The sequence below is a fragment of the Candidatus Pantoea bituminis genome (genome assembly GCF_018842675.1).
Taxonomy (GTDB): Bacteria; Pseudomonadota; Gammaproteobacteria; order Enterobacterales; family Enterobacteriaceae; genus Pantoea; species Pantoea phytostimulans.
Map to the genome: position 1 here is coordinate 210,547 of NZ_JAGTWO010000002.1, position 18,724 is coordinate 229,270.

The following is an 18,724-nucleotide window of genomic DNA, read 5'->3' on the forward strand; positions in this document are numbered from 1 at the left end:
CGGAAGGAAAATTAATTTTAATAGCTTTAAAATAAAGGCGTGAAACACTCAGGGAACGAGCGTTCGTATTACATCGTTATTATGCATATGTATGCGGCCACTTTTTAGTGGCCTTTTTTATGGCTGTTTTCTGGGGTCCACTTTAAAAGACCAGGAAAGGCAATAAATTTTTAACATAAGAATTCAGTTTCTCCTTCACTTTTTCATATCGGTTCTGAAATCTCTGAAAGAAAAATTAAGGTTACCAGACATGCTGAAAGCATGTGCAAAGCACTGTAACGGGAAATCGAGCGTGAGTCGCTGAGCTATATTAATAGCTATTCCCTTAAAGAAACATTGTACAATGAAATTTGAAAAACATCGCTAGTAGCGGCATGGTCCGGCAATAAAACTTCATCTTTATACTTAATTCATGTTTGTTTCTTTAATAAATATATTAATTTATTTTATATAAATTCTTTGTATTAAAGTAGCAAAAACATCTGTCACAAAGATAAGAAATGTGGAACCAAAAAAATAATAACACCATGATATTATCATTTATTCTGTAAAAGGGAGAGTGTTTTCTCTGTGCAAATGCATTCATTTTTAATGGTTCACATAAAATATAAAAATAATTTAAATACTTCGTGTTAAGGAGGACATCCTCAAGTTTATATAAACATCATCTTGTTTTTTGAAATTATTTTGGCATGTAAAAAATGATTTAATTATGCATGTTTTTTATGTTAAAAAAAGCCGTCATGTTGACGGCAAAAAACACACTGAAGGATTATAAACATAGCATTCTAAATCATAATATGGAAAATAAAATTTATTGCAAACTCCATTATGTCAATCTTTGTTAACTAAATATTAAATAACACACCTGCTAACCTTTCGGACTCAGAAAAAATCAACTAAACACAATCAAGTAAGTTATAAACTTTAATCATAAATCTTTAATTAACGCACCATGGTTTTCTGAGAGAATTTTCAGTAAAGCCTGAACGTTTAACTCATCACTACCTTTCAGCCACGCTACGCTAAGTGGAAGCTTTTTGACTTTTTCGTCAAATTCTAACTTTATATAAGTGACGCCGTCATTATTAATATTTCTGAATGATGTCGGTACGATTGCAAGCCCCAAACCTGCCGATACAAAGCTGAGTATCGTCTGTTTCTCCTCCGCAAACTGGGCAATATTTGGGCTTAATCCCGCAGATTTGAACACGTTCATTGTTAAATCATGGCTATGTGGACGGGTGCGCCGTTCTGGCACAATCATGGCTTCGTTTTTGAAATCCTGAATCTTTACAACTGATTTTTGTGCAAGCCGGTGTCCTGTGGGAACCGCAAGCATACAGGTTTCCCATGTTATAAAACGCATTTCAAGCCGGCTATCAAGACTTTCAGGAGGACGAATAAATATTATATCCAGCCACCCGGACTTAAGGCGCGGAATGAGGTTAATTGTTTTATCTTCGGACAAATGAATATCGGCTTCAGGATGAGCTAAAACAAAAATATTTAATAACTTCGGAATAATACCTCGCGCTGCACTGTCCATGGCCCCGATTCGTAATGTTTTACTGCCGATTTTTTTCCCGACTTAAAACGACGCGCAAGAAGGTCAAACTGATTTACCAGTTTTACGGCTTCATCAAAAAACTCTGCCCCCTCTTTAGTCAGAGCAACATTTCGGGTTGAGCGATTCAGCAATCTCACGCCAAGGTCATCTTCTAACAATTTTATAAAGCGACTTAGTGACGCAGGCATCATTTCCATTCTTTGGGCTGCCCGCCCAAAGTGCAGTTCTTCCCCTACGACTATGAAGCAACGTAATTGATTTATATCCAAATTTAACCTCGCCAAACCATTATTCAAATAACTTATATAAACCAGCGTGGATGATAAGTACAGCCGAAACTGCATACTGGATTTGACAACAAAATAATAACTTCTTCCCTACATAAACGTGGAGTACTTAAATATGAACAGCTCCCTCGAAAAAGGGTGATGCGGAAAGTTACCTTACGCATTATACCTTTTATCATGCTCCTTTATTTCATCGCGTTTCTTGATCGTGTAAACATTGGTTTCGCGGCATTAACCATGAATCAGGAACTGGGTTTTTCCCCAACCGTTTTCGGGTTGGGTGCAGGAATATTTTTTCTCGGCTATTTCTTGTTTGAAGTCCCCTCAAATTTGATTTTACATAAAGTCGGTGCTCGTATCTGGATCGCCCGTGTGATGATTACATGGGGACTGGTATCAGGATGCATGGCTTTTGTACAAGGAACTACCAGCTTTTATACCCTTCGCTTTTTGTTAGGCGTAGCGGAAGCTGGATTCTTTCCGGGTATTATTCTTTACCTCAGCTACTGGTTTCCGGCTGCCCGTCGTGCACAGGTAACCGCCATCTTTATGGCAGCAGCACCATTATCTACTGCACTGGGTTCACCTATCTCTGCCGCTCTGCTGGAAATGCATGGTGCGCTGGGTTTTGCCGGGTGGCAATGGATGTTTGTAATAGAAGCCATACCGGCCGTTCTTTTAGGTATCGTCGTACTTTTCTATCTGACGGATCGTCCTGCTAAAGCTAAATGGCTGACCGATGAAGAACGTGAGTGGTTGCAGAACACTATGTTAGTGGAAGAGCAGGCACGAGCGTCTAAACAGGGTCATACAAGCGTCTGGCGCGGTCTGGCAGATCGTCGTGTACTGGCGCTGGCACTGGTCTACTTTGGTACATCAGCAGGTCTGTACACTCTGGGAATCTGGTCACCACAAATTATCCATTCTTTTGGCGCCTCTTCTTTGAATATCGGCTTCCTCAATGCTTTTCCTGCCGTTATTGGCGTGGCAGCTATGGTGCTGTGGGCCCGCCATTCTGATCGCACGGGTGAACGCAGTTGGCACGTCATTGGTGCCTGTTTGCTGGCAGCAGGTGGGCTTATTTACGCTGGCAACGTCAGTTCACTCCTGACGGTTATCCTGGCGCTAACAATTGTCACCGTTGGTATCAGCGCATCAAAGCCTCCATTATGGAGCATGCCAACTCTGTTTCTTTCCGGTCCTGCCGCTGCCGCTGGTATCGCAACCATAAATTCAATTGGTAATCTCGGTGGTTTTGTTGGACCAATGATGATTGGTGTGATTCGGCAACAGACCGGCTCCTACACATGGGGTCTCTACTTTGTCGCTGCTTTACTCGGTATCTCTTCTCTGGTCGTTTTATGGCTTTCTGCAGGTAATAAGAAAGCGCAGGCCATCGATCTTCCTCACCCTAAAATTCATTAATGTATTTGGAGAACATCATGCGTAACTATTCAATTGCTGCAATTCCTGCTGACGGTATTGGTCCTGAAGTGATTTCAGCCGGCGTCGAAGTATTACAGGCCCTGGAGCATCAGCATAGCCAGCTTAAGTTTGACATTGAAACTTTTGACTGGGGTTCTGATTATTACAAAAAGCACGGCGTGATGATGCCGGAAGACGGTCTTCAAACGCTGAAGAAATTCGATGCGATTTATTTCGGGGCCGTTGGCGCTCCTGACGTGCCGGATCACATCACTCTCTGGGGCCTGCGTCTTCCTATTTGTCAGGGTTTTGACCAGTATGCGAACGTGCGCCCAACTAAAATTTTACCAGGCATCACCCCTCCTCTGCGCAACTGCGGACCCGGTGATTTAGACTGGGTTATCGTGCGTGAAAACTCCGAAGGCGAGTACTCAGGAAACGGTGGTCGTACACACAGAGGATTACCAGAAGAGGTCGGCACTGAGGTTGCAATATTCACACGTGTCGGTGTCACTCGCATCATGCGTTACGCGTTCAAACTTGCTCAGTCACGTCCACGCAAGTTGCTGACTGTTGTAACAAAATCCAATGCCCAGCGTCACGGTATGGTGATGTGGGATGAGATCGCTGCTGAGGTAGCGAAGGAATTCCCTGATGTTAAATGGGACAAAATGCTGGTTGATGCCATGACGCATCGTATGACACTGCATCCTCAGAGTCTTGATACCATCGTCGCGACAAACCTGCATGCCGATATTTTGTCGGATCTTGCAGGAGCACTGGCCGGTAGTCTTGGCGTTGCGCCTACAGCAAATATCGATCCGGAGCATCGCTTCCCGTCAATGTTCGAGCCAATCCATGGATCGGCTTTTGATATTACCGGTAAAGGTGTAGCTAACCCAGTCGCGAGTTTTTGGACAGCTGTGCAGATGCTTGAACATCTGGGTGAGCATGAGGCTGCAGCCCTGGTAATGGAAGGTATTGAATTCGCATGTTCAAAAGGCGTGCTGACACCAGACGTAGGCGGCACGGCTAAAACTGTAGACGTAACCAAAGCCGTCGTTGATTTCATTAAGTCCAAAGCCACCATTGCAGAGACAGCGTAATATGAGAAATGATCAGGCCGCAGAAATTCTGCATGACATCTTTCAGCAGGCCGTTGACAGCGCCCTTGCAGGGCCTGTCACTCCTCCGGCACTGCCTGAAAAACCGAAGGGCCGTTGTGTGGTGATTGGCGCAGGTAAAGCCTCTGCAGCGATGGCTGCTGCGGTAGATGCGGCCTGGCCGGATGTGGAACTTACAGGCGTGGTAGTGACGCGTTACGGTCACTCCGTGCCCGCGGGTCGTATCCGTATTCTGGAAGCAGCGCATCCTGTTTCCGACGCAATGAGTGAAACAGCCGCAATGCTGATTGCCGAAGCTGTTCGCGGTTTAGCCGAAGATGATTTGGTGCTGGCATTGATGTCAGGCGGCGGATCATCCCTGATGGCCCTGCCCGCACCGGGGCTGAATCTTGCTGACAAACAGGCAATTACTCGAGCTCTGCTTCACAGCGGTGCCAATATTAAAGAAATGAACTTGGTGCGCCGTCATCTTTCCGCAATTAAAGGTGGAAAGCTGGCGGCAATGGCGCAACCAGCACGGGTGGTAACCCTGATTATCAGCGATGTCCCTGGGGATAATCCTTCTGATGTGGCTTCAGGCCCTACGGTACCGGATAACAGTATGCCTGAAGAGGCGTTGAAGGTGCTTGAACGCTATGGAATCGACGTTCCTGAACCGGTTCAGCACGCGCTCAGCTGCCCTGCGAAGCCCACTACCTTTGACTGTGATACCCGAATGATTGCGACCCCTTCGCTTGCGCTGCAGGCTGCAGCAGAAGCAGTTCGTCGGCATGGTTTTACGCCGATGATTTTGGGGGATGCAATTGAGGGTGAAAGCCGACAGGCGGCGATTGTGATGGCCGGTATTGCACGCTCCGTGAAGCAGTATGGTCAGCCGCTGTCTGGACCTGCCGTTTTACTGTCCGGAGGCGAAACGACAGTAACAGTTAATGGCGGTAAGGCAGGAAAAGGCGGACGTAATACTGAGTTCTTGCTGAGTCTGGCCTGTGCGTTACAGGGAGAAGAGGGAATATGGGCTATTGCAGGCGACAGTGACGGTATTGACGGTACTGAAGATGCCGCTGGCGCAATTGTCTATCCCGATACGCTGGCTCGTGGTAAGCATAATGGTCTCATTGCCGGCTCTTACCTTGATGCACATGACAGTTACAGTTATTTCCACTCCATCGGAGATTTAGTAATAACCGGACCAACTCTCACAAACGTCAACGACATTCGTGCCATACTCATTAAATAACCTAATGCTTTCCTGTTATTCAGGAAAGCATTATTCCATTTCAAATTACCTTTAATAATCCAAATGCCTGCATTTCGGCATCAGGTAATTTAGAGAAAATTCCCGGCAAGCCACCCTTGTGTTTAAATATCCAGCAACTGCGGAACAAATTTCACCCATATGTTAAATGATGCAAGACCTTGTGTTGTATTTTAACTAACCACAAATATTTCCTGAATTAAATAACCACGTATAAATGTAACCAATAAAAATCGAAATAAATTTAACTATCTGATTAAATTAAACTTATTAAAATTCCAATTATTTAAATAGTTTATATAAATATTTAATAATGATAAATTCACACTTTTACGCTTAACATGCGCCGTCACAAAACAATAACATTACCCGCAAGGTTTTTTATCGTTTTACCGGATCGTTTAGCCTGTTTCGAACTGAGTTAATGATTTAATCAGGCAGGCAAGCCAGGATAGAAGAAAGTATTAACTTTAATTAATGACTATCAAACACCAGGCAAAACGAAAATAAATAAACATAAATATTGAGAAGCATGTAGTAAATGGCAAACGAAAAAATTGGCATCGGCAGAAGACCTTTTATTATTGGGTCTCTGATTGGTATCGCCTCATTAGGAATGAAAGGCGGCGTGAGTAGTGTTTTTGCAGCAGTGCCCACCGCAGCCGAAGAACTAAAAAATTATCAACCTGAATTTTTTAATGCTGAAGAGTGGAAATTTATCCTCGCTGCCTGTGACAGGCTAATTCCATCTGATCTTGAACTTCCAGGTGCTCTTGATACTCATGTTCCAGTCTTTATCGATAAGCAGATGCTTACTCCCTATGGTAAAGGTGAAGACTGGTATATGGAGGGTCCGTTTAACAGTCATGCCAGTCTGCTGTTTGGCTATCAGATGCCATTTAATCTACAAGTGCTCTATCGCAAGGGAATAGCCCTTACCAATCAATATACCCGCATTAAATATAATCTGCCTTTCTGCGATCTCCCGATCAGAACGAAAGATAAGGTTTTACATGACCTGGAAAGTAATACTATTGATTTGTCACAATTTGGTGAAGCCGATCTTAATGCCAAGTACTTCTTTATGAGGCTGCTTGAAAATACAAAAGAAGGTTATCTGGCAGACCCAATTTATGGGGGCAATAAAAATATGGCTGCCTGGAAAATGATTAACTTTCCTGGTGCCCGTGCCAGTTTCCCTCAGTGGATAAAGATTCATAACGTTAAATATCCACTGGGGCCCGTTTCCCTGAGTGGCGATCAAGCCTGATTCTTTCTGGATTAAAAAATGAAAAAACCAATGACCCGGTTGATGTCATCATCGTTGGACTAGGCTGGACAGGCGCAATCATGGGTATTGAACTGGTCCAAGCAGGACTTAAAGTTCGCGCACTCGAACGTGGTGAAGACAGGTTGAATATTGACTACGCCTACCCCAAACCTGCCGACGAGCTGGCTTTTACCAAACGCCATAAAATTATGCAGAGTCCGCACGACGCTGCGTTTACTATCAGACATACAGCTGCAGATACAGCCCTACCGATGCGTGAGCTGGGGGCATTCCGTCTCGGTGACGGAGTAGGTGGTGCCGGTCTGCACTGGACCGGGATGATCACACGTCCGACGCCTCTTGACCTTAAAATGAAAACCTATGCAGAAGAGCACTTTAAACGCGGTGCGCTGGATGAAGAGTTGCGCATTGAAGACTTTCCCGTTGACTGGGCTGATATTGAGCCACATATGGATTTTTTGATAAAGTATGTGGATCTTCAGGCGAAACGGGCAATCTTCGCGGTGTTATTCAGCCCGGTGGTGACCCGTTTGAAGGCCCGCGTTCTAACCCGTTCCCTAATAAACCACTTGAGGACAGTCTGAATAGCGCGCTGTTCAGACAAGCCACTCAGGAAATGGGTTACCATCCATACTCAATGCCGTCTGCTGCCGTTTCAGTGCCATACACTAACCCTTACGGCCAGCAAATTGCGCCCTGCAATTATTGTGGATACTGCCAGTTTTACTCTTGCCTGAACTATTCAAAGGCATCTCCACAAACAGCTATCCTTGATCGACTTAAGCAACATCCGAACTTCGATTATAAAACACGAGCAAATGTCATCCGGGTGGAAAAACATACAGATGGTAAAACAGCCACCGGTGTGACTTACATAGATGAAAATGGCGATGAAATTTTCCAGCCTGCCAGCATTGTTATTCTTTCAACATTTGGACTGAATAACGTTCGTCTGTTGCTGAATTCCTCTATTGGCAAGCCTTACAATCCAATAACCGAAGAAGGCGTAATCGGTCGCAACTATACACACCAGTATGGCGGCGGTTTTACACTCTTTTTCGATAATATGGAATTCAATCCATTTGCCACGGCCGGACCAACAGGTACGGTTATCAGTAATTTTGGTACCGGCAGTGTTGATACCGCGGCTCTGGGCTTTATCGGTGGTGCAAAAATCTACAGTTCTCAGCCGACGGGCACGCCAATGGCGGCACCTGTTAAAAAGAAAGCCGGTAGCTGGGGAAGAAGCTGGAAAAAAGGCCTTAAAGAAAGTTATGGCCATTCCATGGGCATCAAACTTGAAGGTACTAACATGGCCACCCGTGGTAACTATCTTGATCTCGACCCGGTCTATAAAGATCGTTTCGGCATGCCATTACTACGTGTGACATATGATTTTGTTCAGAACGATCTGCGCATGCTTCAGTTCATGAAAGAAAAGATGGAGGCCATTACCAAACATCTTAATCCGACTGAGTATTCAAACAATATTCTGAAAATGGACAGCCACTTCGCAAGCTCACCAAACTACGTTAATACCCATAATGCTGGCGGAGCAATTATGGGCAACGATCCCCGAACCTCAGCACTGAACCGTTATTTACAGAGCTGGGATGTGCATAACGTATTTGTGATGGGAGCCTGCGCTTTCCCTCAGAACTTTTATGCTAACCCGACCGCTATGGTAGCAGGATTAGCTTACTGGTCAGCAAAAGCAATACGGGAACAGTATCTGATTAACCCCGGCCCGCTGGTTCAGGCGTAAGGAAATGATCATGAAATTTACCTTTCGTTATCTGCTGATCGCCGGATTCATGACTTTTTCCAGCAGCAAGCTCTGGCGGGGGACAGCCAGGATGCTTCGCTAATTACAAAAGGGGAATATCTTGCGCGCGCGGGAGACTGCACCGCCTGCCATTCTATTGCAGGTGGTAAAGAATTTGGCGGAGGCCTGGCCATTGCGAGCCCTATGGGCGTGATTTATTCCACCAATATCTCTCCGGATCCAAAAGCCGGGATAGGTATGTACAGTGAAAAGGATTTTGCAGAGGCAGTGCGTAAAGGGATCCGTCGTGACGGAAAACATCTTTATCCTGCTATGCCTTATCCTGATTATCGTGGCATTACTGACGATGATATTCACACGCTGTATGTTTATTTTATGAAAGGCGTTAAACCTGTCCCGGAAAAGGCACCAGAAACGTCGCTCTCTTTCCCATTTAATCAGCGATGGGGTATGTGGTTCTGGAATATTGCTTTTACTGACGATAAACCTTTTGCTCCACAAAATCAGGCCTCGACAGTGCTTAATCGCGGAAAATATCTGGTTGAAACGCTGGGGCACTGCGGCAGTTGCCATACGCCACGCGGAATAGGCATGCAGGAAAAAGCGTTGAATGATTCCGATAGCAAATATCTGTCCGGTGGTGAACTGAATAACTGGCCAGTTCCTCCCCTGCGCGGTATGCCGGCCTGGAGCGTGAAAGACATTACGGAATATCTGTCAACAGGTCGTAATGATTTTGCATCAGTCGGCGGTGAAATGACCGGCGTGGTTGAGCACAGCATGCAGCACATGTCCGATGAGGATCTCAACGCTATTGCAATCTATCTGAAATCGCTTCCGGCAGACACTCCTGAGTCGAATCGTCGTCCTGATGCTGTTGCTGCAACTCGTCAAACGTCCGATTTCCTGACTAAGGGACATAATCTCAGTGAAGGGCAGATGCTTTATATGAACAATTGTGAAGCTTGCCACTGGACTGATGGTAATGGTGCGAAGGGCATATTCCCGCGGCTTAATGGAGGCGATATTGTGCTTGCAGACAATCCGGGAGGGCTGATCAATATTATACTTAAGGGTGCTGAAACACCGTCAACCATCAACGCGCCTTCTGTGATGGGAATGCCGGGTTTTGCCTCACGTCTAAATAATGAGCAGGTTGCTGCACTGGCTTCGTTTGTGCGTAGCGGATGGGCAAATAATGCCTCTGCAGTTTCCGATAAAGATGTAGCCAAAGTCCGTGAATCGCTTGATCCAGCTAAATAATAGTGTCTAAAACATATAGCCACTTCAACAGGAAGTGGCTTTTTTCATGCGTTTTTCATAACCCGTAATCCTGCGTAGGACTGACATACCGGCATCATTTCAAGCGAATTGACGTTAATGTGTGGAGGCAGATTTGCCACCCACCAAATAGCTTCGGTAATATCAGTCGGCATTAACGGCTGAGTATTTTGATATGTCTGCTGCGCTTTATCATTATTTCCTTTGAAGCGGACGTTTGAAAATTCTGTTCCGCCAACAAGTCCGGGTTCAATGTTTGTAACCCGCACCGCCGTACCAAACAGGTCGGTACGTAAGTTCAGGCTGAACTGACGAACAAAAGCTTTTGTGGCACCATAGACATTCCCCCTTCGTAGGGCCAGCTTCCTGCCGTTGAGCCCAGATTAATGATGTGCCCCCGGTTGCGCCAGACCATGCCGGGCAATATGACACGTGTTAAATGCACCAACCCTTTAACATTGACATCAATCATTGTGTTCCAGTCGCCCATATCAGCGTGCTGGGCGGGCTCCAGACCCAGTGCCAGCCCGGCATTGTTGACCAGTACATCAATGTCTTGCCAGCCATCAGGCAACGATCTAACCAACCCATTTACCGCTGCTTCGTCGGTCACGTCCAGAGCGAGCGTGTAAATATTATCGCCACCCTCAAGTTTCAGTTTGTCGAGGTTAGCCTGTCGACGCCCTGTTGCAATAACATGGTGCCCCTGTCGTGCAAAACGCAGCGCCAGATCCCATCCAAATCCAGATGTGGCACCCGAGATTAAAACAAGCATTATACTTTCCTGCGCTTAAAGTTCTGAAAAAGGAACCCCACCCCGGGACTTGTTTTCCTGAGGCGTCTCAATTAAAGAGACAACGATATAATTGTCCTGAACATCCAGACTCTCTTTTACAGCCCTGTAAATTCCTTTCATTAAATTTTCTTTCTGCTCGCGCGTTCGGCCACTCGCCATATGGACGATAATCTCTGGCATCATTTGTTCCCTGCTTTTGGGAGAATATATTGTCCAACTAAACCAGCTGAACCTAATACGTGCCCTTTAAGGCTAAGCATAACGGCATCTTTAGTGAGTCCTTTTTCGAGCATTGCAGGTGGAATGTCTGTGGCAATTAAAGTGAAATTATAATTATGAATATCAGCATTTACTGGCGGGCAAGGACCAGAATACCCTTGAACAGATTTAGTATTGGTTCCCGACGTGTAGCCGTTAACTTTAGTCAAATCCCCTTTGTCGAAATGATTGCGGCTGTTTTCGATGCCGTATCCTAAAAATGTGTGACACCCAGACCATTTGCTCCCTGTGGGTCTTCTATGAGAAGAACCAGGCTTTTTGTATGAGCCGGTACATTTTTCCAGCCCAGCTGAGGTGAAATATTTTTTCCTGAGCATTCCCCTCCTCCTCCCATTGAGACCGGAAGTTTACCTGCGTTATTGAAGTCGGTTGAGTGCAGGGTGAAGGGTGCGGCCAGTGCGGTTCCAGACAGACTCAGTAAGCCGGCCAGCAATACGGCGCCTTTATGCGGGATCATTGTGATTATTTCTCCTGTCAGATTCAGAGACTGATAGTGCTGATTACGGGTTCACAGGAAATCAGTACCTTGGTTTCTTTAATCAGCGTTTTAAAATGACTCTGTTCCAAATGAAAATCGATTGCACCCCGGTTTTTCCATGTCTCATGAATAATGAACACATGCCTGTTTTCCACACTGCGGTACAGGCCATAATGAACATTTCCTGCTTCTGCACGGCTGGGCTCAATGCAACGTTTGATGGCATCAGAAAGCTCATCCGCTTTACCTGCCTGCGCAGTAAATTTCGCGATAACCAGAATTTCCCTACTGCTCATTTTCAGTTCCTTTTTTCGTCTTCAGATTGATATTTTTGCTATTACGCTTTTAACATTGCCGGAGCCATAGACCTGAACAGCCTCCGGCTTCTCCGTGTCAGTGGAAGAGCTGATTGTTTTTTCTGCGCGCTTGCTGACAGACTACTGCGACATACATCCCAGTGCTGCCCGTCGGGGTAAAATGCCAGGACCTGAAAGTCTTTGCTGCTTTGTCGTAATATCTGTCCGGTGCCGGCTGGCAAAAAAGCAAATCGCCCTGCGCGACATGAATCACCTCTCCTCGCTCTCCTCCTAACTGCATTTTTCCGTTTCCTGCAGCAACGACAAAAATGGCGTGTGCCTTGCTGTGAAAGTGTTGATAAGAGAAAGGCACAGACTTCCACTGCGTATGCCATCCGGCATGTGTAAGCCTTGTCAGTACGGTGTGCTGTGCCTCCGGCATACGATTGGTGGCACGAAAATGCATTACTGGCAGTGAAGGATGGTTAGGGATCCAGTCCTCAGGTGCTGCAATCCACTGCTTCGCAAGCGTAAGGAGAGGCAGTGGTGAATTGCCTTTTGCTTTCACTGTTAATGATGGGGTGGCAAAAGCCAGCAAGGCTGACGTTTTCAGAAAATACCGGCGAGTGAAATGTCCCATTACTGACTCCTGCAGACTGGATTAAAATGAGTGCAGACAATGTGTTTGCAAAAAGCCGTGTCACATCCCATTCTTAATACCTAGATAAACTAGGTATGCAGCCTGATGAAGTCAAGGTGTTATAGTGATTACGTTTGTTTCAAACTTTTAACATGGATTACGACTATGAGAAGCAGTGCCGATGACAACCTTAAAAGCCATATAGAAATGGTGGTTCTGGCTGCTCTGGAGCGAGGTCCGAGTCATGGATACGCTCTTATAGAGTTGATCCATGAGTTAACCGAGGGCGTATTATCCTTCCAGGAAGGTACCGTTTATCCCCTCCTCCATCGTATGGAGCAGCGTGGCCTGATTCAGGCGGAATGGGAGATCGCTGCGTCAAAGCGCAAGCGTCGTGTGTATCAACTCACTGCTGACGGCAGAGAAGAGTTAACCAGAAAACGGCAGGCATGGAACGATTATTCGGTGGCCGTATCCTCTTTACTGCAAAGGTCCTAACATGTTGATGTCTGCTGACCTTCCTGAACCCGCGCAACGCTATCTTCGTGAGTTAGAGCATGAGCTGCGCTTTGAACACAAATACGCAAAAAATATCTGTCTGGAAATCAGCGAGCATTTTTATGAAGCTGTTGAATGCAGCCAAAGCTCTCCAGAGCAGGCTGCTTTGCAGGTAACCCAGCGGTTCGGCTCTCCTCAGACTTTAGCTGCAGAGTTTTCAGCCGTTTTGATCACTCAAAAACTTCGTAATACATTGCTGATGAATATGGGAATAATTCTCTCCATTATTCTGGGCGTCTTAACCTGCCTGAGTGGTCATCAGGGTGGACCGGCTATTTTCGCAGCACTTGTCAGCGGTGGCGTGGCCTGGGCTGGCTTATTAGGGATCCAGCGCAGTAATCTCAACGGAGCGCCGCTTTATCACTGGCTCTGTACTCCGATGATAGCCTGTCAGGCTACTTCATTTGCGCTGACTCTTGCTTTGTTATGGAATGTTTATATCTCAACCGGTGCATCAACGTATTACCATGCATTCGAAATGATTGCAGTGTCAGTACTTGTGGTTCGCATGATCCATTTAAAACTTTGCAGCCGAAGCATGTGCGCACTCTGGAGAAAGGTCAGGCACTAGTTAAGAAGGCAAAATGCCATACCCCGCTAGACTAACGTGTTTCCAGTGCTACTTTACTGGATGGTGGCGGGAAAACTTTATCCATTGCCTTAAGGTCATCTGGCTGGATCACAAGTGATAAAGCTTCCGCATTTTCTCTGATGTGTGCAGCCTCACCCGATTCAGGAATTGCTATCATTTTTCCATTTCGAGTTGCCCAGGCAAGCAGAACTGATGAGGGCCCGGTCTGGTATTTCGCCGCAAGTTGAGTAATAAAAGGATGCCGGAGCAGTGAAGTACCTTCTCCTCCCAGAGGAGAATAAGCCATCATGGATATGTTATGCTGATCACACCAGGGAATAAGATCGAACTCTATACCGCGGCTGGCGGGGTTATAGAAAACCTGATTAGTTACACACTGGTTTCCACCGTCAACATCAAACAAATCTTCCATATCGTCAACATCGAAGTTTGAAACGCCCCACGCTTTGATTTTACCCTGTTGTTTCAGTTTCTCAAATCCACTGACCGCTTCGGATAACATACTACCCAGTCGCCAGTGCAGCAGGTAGAGATCCAGTGTGTCTGTATTCAGGCGCTTGAGGCTTGCATTACAGGCACGTTCCATCATCAGGCGATTGGCATGCCAGGGATATACCTTCGACACCAGATATACTTTATCTCTGTAACCTGTCAGTGCTTTTCCGATAAGCGTTTCAGATTTTCCGCTTCCGTACATTTCGGCCGTATCTATTACGCGTAACCCCATACTGATGCCAGTTCGCAATGCCTCAATCTCTTCGGACTCTGAATGTCGTCCCTGCCCCAGGTGCCAGCTTCCCATGCCAATAGCAGGAACCGTTTCGCCATTAATAGTGTCTGTTTTCATGCAATTTCTCTTTTGTCAGTTTAAATGTATGTTCTTCCAGTGAACTCTGTTTTTTGCCCAGCCATTGGCTGTTAATAAACCAAATCAAAGAGACAGGCAGGGCTACCCAAATCATTAAGGGACCGATCAGCCCGGCTCCCCCATCGCCATCCAACTCCATGCACCGACCTGATCCCCGGCACGGTATACCGCGGTATCAATAACATTTTTGGCTTTGTATTTATCTTCACGATTCAGGACGGTGAACAGCACCTCTCGAGCCGGCCTTGCAAGCGCATAATTGCTCGCACGACGCAGGACTGAAAAAATAACAACTGAACAGGTTACGGGCCATAACGAAAGGCTGGCAAAACCCAGCATAGTGATAAAGGGTAATAACCCGAGCACGATACGTGTTCCATAACGCATTAACAGACGGCTGGTAATGAAGAGCTGAGTACACAGCGTAAGCAGATTGACAGCCAGATCGGTCATCGCAAAGAAGGCGGTACGGTCATCATTATGCTGAAACAGACTTTGCACCAGCTCCGCCTGACGAAAATAAACCAGCGTAGAGGTAATGGAAAAAAGCAGCATATAGAGACAGATATTCAGTAAATAAGTTGACCTGAATATACGTGCTATCCCGGAAAAAACACCGCCACCAAGAGGCTGATTTTGATCCTGAGCGGCTTCATTATTAGTTCTGTATTCACTGCTTTGAGAGAGATGCGTAAACACGCTGAGATGCTTTACGCAGTAAACTGCACATTCAAGCAATACAGCTGAAAGTATGAACAATCCATAGGTGTTTAAGCGATGCGCTAAAAGCGTTGTTAATGCTGAGCCGATAATGGCGCCGAGCGTCGCCCCCGCAGCCATAATAGCAAACAGGCGGCTGGCCCGTTCCCGGGAAAAAATATCTGATACCAGCGACCAGAAAACTGACACCACATAAAGATTAAAAACGGACACCCAGACAAAAAACACTCGTCCTACCCAGACGCGCTCATCTATAGGCAACCAATACATAAGCCCCGCGAACACAACAAGATTGACAATAAAAAATCGGTACACAAGAGGAATAAAGCAGCTTCGGGGTAATTTTCTTGATAAGGCAGCGAAGGGGATATTCAGGGTAAGTATGACAATGAGAGTTGCACTGAACAGCCATTGCAGATTGTGTATACCACCGTCAATCCCTAATGTATCGCGGACGGGACGCAATACATAATAAGAAGACAAGACACAGAAAATATAAATTATGCACCACAGTAGCGCCTGAACTTCTTCGGACTTAACCGGTGCAAGGCGCAATAAACATTTTACAGCTACGTTGTGATTTGTCTCTGTTCCCTGATCTTGGTTGCCCATACTAACTCCTTTTACTGTGGAATTCAGGCTACTTGCAAGATGCTGTTGATCATATGGACATCAGCAAATGCGGTAGGCACGCCTATACATAGACAATCTAGGTATATTGAATTTAACTGTCAACCTTACGTGATGAACATCACATTGCATTCCGGTAGAATTCAATAACGGAACCTTTACTTTTAAGTACGAAGGGCAAAATTGCGGGGGCGAGAAGATAGTAAACGTGTATAAATAATAAAGGCGACTCTCCCTGTCGCCTTATGCATTCTGTTAAATCAAACTTTTTTGGTAAAGCGTAAGCAATGACGTAATCGCCTTCTGGCGTCATCATGCCGTGATGGCCACCTGCCATGATTATGACAAACTGCTGGCCGTTAACTTCATAGGTCATAGGTGTTGCCTGACCGCCTGCAGGTAGTTCATCTTTCCATAATGTTTCACCTGTCTTAACATCAATTACGCGAAGATAATCATCGGTAGTGGCCCCAACAAATGCCAGGCCACTTCGGGTCGTCAACACGCCACCATTATTAGGCAAACCAATCTGCAATGGTAACATTGAGTGCAGTCCCCACGGACCGTTTCGCTCAGCCGTGCCTAAAGGACGATCCCACAAAGTCTTACCGGTGGCCAGGTCAATGGCTTTGATCATACCGAAGGGCGGTTGTTTGCAAATTACACCTATGTTTGAAACCCAGCCTGTATTGACATCCTGTCCATATGGCAGTCCGGCTTGAGGACGATTACGACCCGGTGGAGGATTTTTGTATCGCTTATCGCCCAACCAAAAAACGCCCATCGCATCGTCAACTGCACGGGGTATCAGCTTTGAATAACTTGGCAAATCATTATAATTTTCAATGATTATTCCATTATTGACATCCACTGAAATACTTCCCCAGTCAGAGCCACCGTTGTTACCGGGGTATTCAATCCAGGGTTTGTCAGCACTTGGCGGCGTATAGATCCCCTGGTAGTTAGCAGCCCGATACTGAATACGGCACACCAGTTGATCGATGGGTGATATTCCCCACATCATTTTTTCAGTTAGATCTGGTTTTGGGGTATGGCTGTAGAGTGAACGACGCTGCGTTGTGGCCCGCTCAGATGGTTCCACACCGCCTTGTGGGGCTGACTGATTAACTACCTTATGAAGTGGCTGACCAGTGCGACGGTCCAGAACCCATAAATCGCCCTGTTTTGTCGTCTCGATTAAGGCAGGAACTAATCCTTTATCGGTTGGAAAATCAACCAAACTTGGCTGTGCCGGCGTGTCGTAATCCCATACATCATTTTTGACAAACTGATATACCCAACGCGGCTTACCTGTTGTGACATCAAGAGCGGTAACAGAAGAGCTGTACTTACGTTCTTCGGCCGTGCGTGTGGAACTGTAATAGTCACCAGCAGAATTAGCCATAGGCAAATAAATCAGACCAAGCTTTTCATCTGCCACTGCGGTAGACCACATATTAGGCGTGCCCAGAGAGTACGTTTTACCTTCCGCAGGCACAGTTTTGATGTCAGGCTGCTCCATATCCCAGGCAAAGCGTAACTGACCCGTTACAGCATCAAAACCACGTACCACACCAGAAGGAGCTTCTCGTAATTGCCCGTCCATAACCTGCTGACCTGTTACGACAACGCCACGCACAATAGTAGGCGCAGCTGTAACAGAAACGATACCTGCAGGCCATTGTCCCATACCATTCATCAGATCGACGAAGCCATGATGGCCGAAATCCTGACAGAGTTCACCTGTACGAGCATCAACAGCTGCCAGTTTGGCATCCAGTGTACCGACAATGATACGATCAGCGCACGCCTGGCCGGCCATGGCTTGCGGATTAGCGTAATAAGCTACACCGCGACAAGCGGAATTGGGCGGAGAATATGCTGTCGGCGTTTTTGGATCGAACATCCATTTCTCTTTTCCAGTTGCAGCATCGATAGCAAAAATTTTATGACGAATAGTGCAACCATAAACCACATCACCCACTTTGATGGGCGTAAGCTCATTACCGAAATTAGGCGTATGCGCTTCTCCAGTACGGTACTCCCAGACTCGTTTCAGATGACTTACGTTTTCAGGTGTGATCTGTGTCAGGGTCGAAAAACGCTGCGCACCGTGACCGCCACCATAAGTCGGCCAGTCCTGTGCTGCAGGTACAATTGCATCATCAAAATAGTTTCCAGCCTGGGTATTCGCGGCTTCAACAGGGTAGGGCTTTTGAGCTATCGGGATAGCAATGCCTAACCCTATAACTGTCAAAACAAGCAAGGCAACACCGTAACGCCGGTATCCTCTGGTTCCGTCAGTTTGTTTGGCTGGCATTAGTAACACAGCGAAAATCAAAAACATAAGAGCAAGATCAAGACGCGGGACGAGTGCCCAGCCGTTTAAACCCGATTCCCAGAGTGACCATATCAGTGTTGCGATAAAACTTAAGGCATAAAAATAAAGACCAACGATCCAGCGAGATAAGAGCATGAGCCCAATGATGACCCAGGCAATGCCTGTAATTAAATAATATGGACTACCTGAAAGCTTAACGAGGTTAAATCCCAGGACTGCCAGTACGGCACCAGACAGGATCAGCAACAGGCCAAACCCCAACATTCCCAGCGTTCGCAGGCGCGAATGCCGGGCACTTCCTTCACGTGATGAATTCATGGATAAGCTCAATAGATGTGTAGAAAATGTGCTTACAATGTCCATGGTGTAATTTGAAGCCTGCATCATGAACGCTTTTAGTTACAGATAATTAACAACAAAAGATACGTATGTAACAATTTATCTATACCTTTATAATCTAGGTATGTAGAATAGTGAAGTCAAGCCCTACACCTACCTAAATATACA

The 18,724-nt window shown here is 46.1% G+C and carries 13 protein-coding genes and 4 pseudogenes; 8 read left to right on the forward strand and 9 right to left on the reverse strand.

Annotation, left to right across the window (positions count from 1 at the left end):
* Positions 1 to 931 precede the first annotated feature (931 nt).
* Positions 932 to 1,839 (reverse strand): annotated as a pseudogene (locus KQP84_RS02830) (LysR family transcriptional regulator).
* A 159-nt stretch (positions 1,840 to 1,998) separates the two neighbouring features.
* Here KQP84_RS02830 and KQP84_RS02835 point away from each other — a divergent pair.
* The 6 genes and pseudogenes from KQP84_RS02835 (at position 1,999) to KQP84_RS02860 (ending at position 10,001) form a co-directional block, all read left to right on the forward strand.
* Entirely contained in the window at positions 1,999 to 3,282 is a 1,284-nt protein-coding gene (locus KQP84_RS02835) for an MFS transporter (protein ID WP_215845137.1), read from the forward strand.
* Between the two features lie 17 nt (positions 3,283 to 3,299).
* Positions 3,300 to 4,388 carry a tartrate dehydrogenase gene (locus KQP84_RS02840; protein WP_215845138.1) on the forward strand — a complete coding sequence of 363 codons (1,089 nt, stop codon included), beginning with the start codon at positions 3,300 to 3,302 and terminating at the stop codon, positions 4,386 to 4,388.
* A 1-nt stretch (position 4,389) separates the two neighbouring features.
* Positions 4,390 to 5,643 (forward strand): glycerate kinase type-2 family protein, encoded by a 1,254-nt coding sequence (locus KQP84_RS02845; RefSeq protein ID WP_215845139.1) that lies wholly within the window; start codon positions 4,390 to 4,392, stop codon positions 5,641 to 5,643.
* 559 nt (positions 5,644 to 6,202) lie between these two features.
* Positions 6,203 to 6,931 carry a gluconate 2-dehydrogenase subunit 3 family protein gene (locus KQP84_RS02850; protein WP_215845140.1) on the forward strand — a complete coding sequence of 243 codons (729 nt, stop codon included), beginning with the start codon at positions 6,203 to 6,205 and terminating at the stop codon, positions 6,929 to 6,931.
* Positions 6,931 to 8,717, forward strand: a pseudogene (locus KQP84_RS02855) (GMC family oxidoreductase). Before KQP84_RS02850 ends, KQP84_RS02855 begins: the two are co-directional and overlap by 1 nt.
* 204 nt (positions 8,718 to 8,921) lie before the next feature.
* The gene (locus KQP84_RS02860) at positions 8,922 to 10,001 is read left to right on the forward strand and encodes a c-type cytochrome (RefSeq protein ID WP_373276618.1); all 1,080 of its coding nucleotides are present in this window, start codon (positions 8,922 to 8,924) and stop codon (positions 9,999 to 10,001) included.
* A gap of 44 nt (positions 10,002 to 10,045) precedes the next feature.
* On the opposite strand, the pseudogene ydfG reads toward KQP84_RS02860, so the two are convergent.
* From ydfG to KQP84_RS02885, 5 genes and pseudogenes are all read right to left on the reverse strand, one after another.
* Positions 10,046 to 10,794 (reverse strand): annotated as a pseudogene (ydfG, locus tag KQP84_RS02865) (bifunctional NADP-dependent 3-hydroxy acid dehydrogenase/3-hydroxypropionate dehydrogenase YdfG).
* Between the two features lie 15 nt (positions 10,795 to 10,809).
* Positions 10,810 to 10,998: a tautomerase family protein gene (locus tag KQP84_RS02870; RefSeq protein WP_215845141.1), complete on the reverse strand. Its 189-nt coding sequence runs from the start codon at positions 10,996 to 10,998 to the stop codon at positions 10,810 to 10,812.
* Positions 10,995 to 11,551 (reverse strand): annotated as a pseudogene (locus tag KQP84_RS26440) (YbhB/YbcL family Raf kinase inhibitor-like protein). The gene KQP84_RS02870 and the pseudogene KQP84_RS26440 overlap by 4 nt, the downstream one beginning before the upstream one ends.
* A gap of 23 nt (positions 11,552 to 11,574) precedes the next feature.
* A complete protein-coding gene (locus KQP84_RS02880; protein WP_215845142.1) occupies positions 11,575 to 11,868 on the reverse strand; it encodes a putative quinol monooxygenase in 294 nt (97 codons plus the stop codon).
* A 97-nt stretch (positions 11,869 to 11,965) separates the two neighbouring features.
* A complete protein-coding gene (locus KQP84_RS02885) occupies positions 11,966 to 12,508 on the reverse strand; it encodes a cupin domain-containing protein (RefSeq protein ID WP_215845143.1) in 543 nt (180 codons plus the stop codon).
* A gap of 165 nt (positions 12,509 to 12,673) precedes the next feature.
* On the opposite strand from KQP84_RS02885, the gene KQP84_RS02890 reads away from it, so the two are divergent.
* Together KQP84_RS02890 and KQP84_RS02895 are read left to right on the forward strand one after the other, a co-directional pair.
* Positions 12,674 to 13,006 carry a PadR family transcriptional regulator gene (locus KQP84_RS02890; protein ID WP_215845144.1) on the forward strand — a complete coding sequence of 111 codons (333 nt, stop codon included), beginning with the start codon at positions 12,674 to 12,676 and terminating at the stop codon, positions 13,004 to 13,006.
* A gap of 1 nt (position 13,007) precedes the next feature.
* Positions 13,008 to 13,637, forward strand: a complete 630-nt coding sequence (locus KQP84_RS02895; protein WP_215845145.1) for an HAAS signaling domain-containing protein — start codon at positions 13,008 to 13,010, stop codon at positions 13,635 to 13,637.
* A gap of 31 nt (positions 13,638 to 13,668) precedes the next feature.
* Here KQP84_RS02895 and KQP84_RS02900 read toward each other — a convergent pair whose 3' ends face one another.
* The 3 genes from KQP84_RS02900 to KQP84_RS02910 all read right to left on the reverse strand — a co-directional run bounded on the left by KQP84_RS02900 (position 13,669) and on the right by KQP84_RS02910 (position 18,535).
* The gene (locus KQP84_RS02900) at positions 13,669 to 14,505 is read right to left on the reverse strand and encodes an aldo/keto reductase (protein ID WP_215845146.1); all 837 of its coding nucleotides are present in this window, start codon (positions 14,503 to 14,505) and stop codon (positions 13,669 to 13,671) included.
* Between the two features lie 126 nt (positions 14,506 to 14,631).
* Positions 14,632 to 15,858 carry an NTP/NDP exchange transporter gene (locus KQP84_RS02905; protein WP_252515167.1) on the reverse strand — a complete coding sequence of 409 codons (1,227 nt, stop codon included), beginning with the start codon at positions 15,856 to 15,858 and terminating at the stop codon, positions 14,632 to 14,634.
* A 139-nt stretch (positions 15,859 to 15,997) separates the two neighbouring features.
* On the reverse strand, positions 15,998 to 18,535 hold the full coding sequence (locus KQP84_RS02910; protein WP_215845147.1) for a membrane-bound PQQ-dependent dehydrogenase, glucose/quinate/shikimate family: 2,538 nt from the start codon (positions 18,533 to 18,535) through the stop codon (positions 15,998 to 16,000).
* Positions 18,536 to 18,724: the final 189 nt, after the last annotated feature.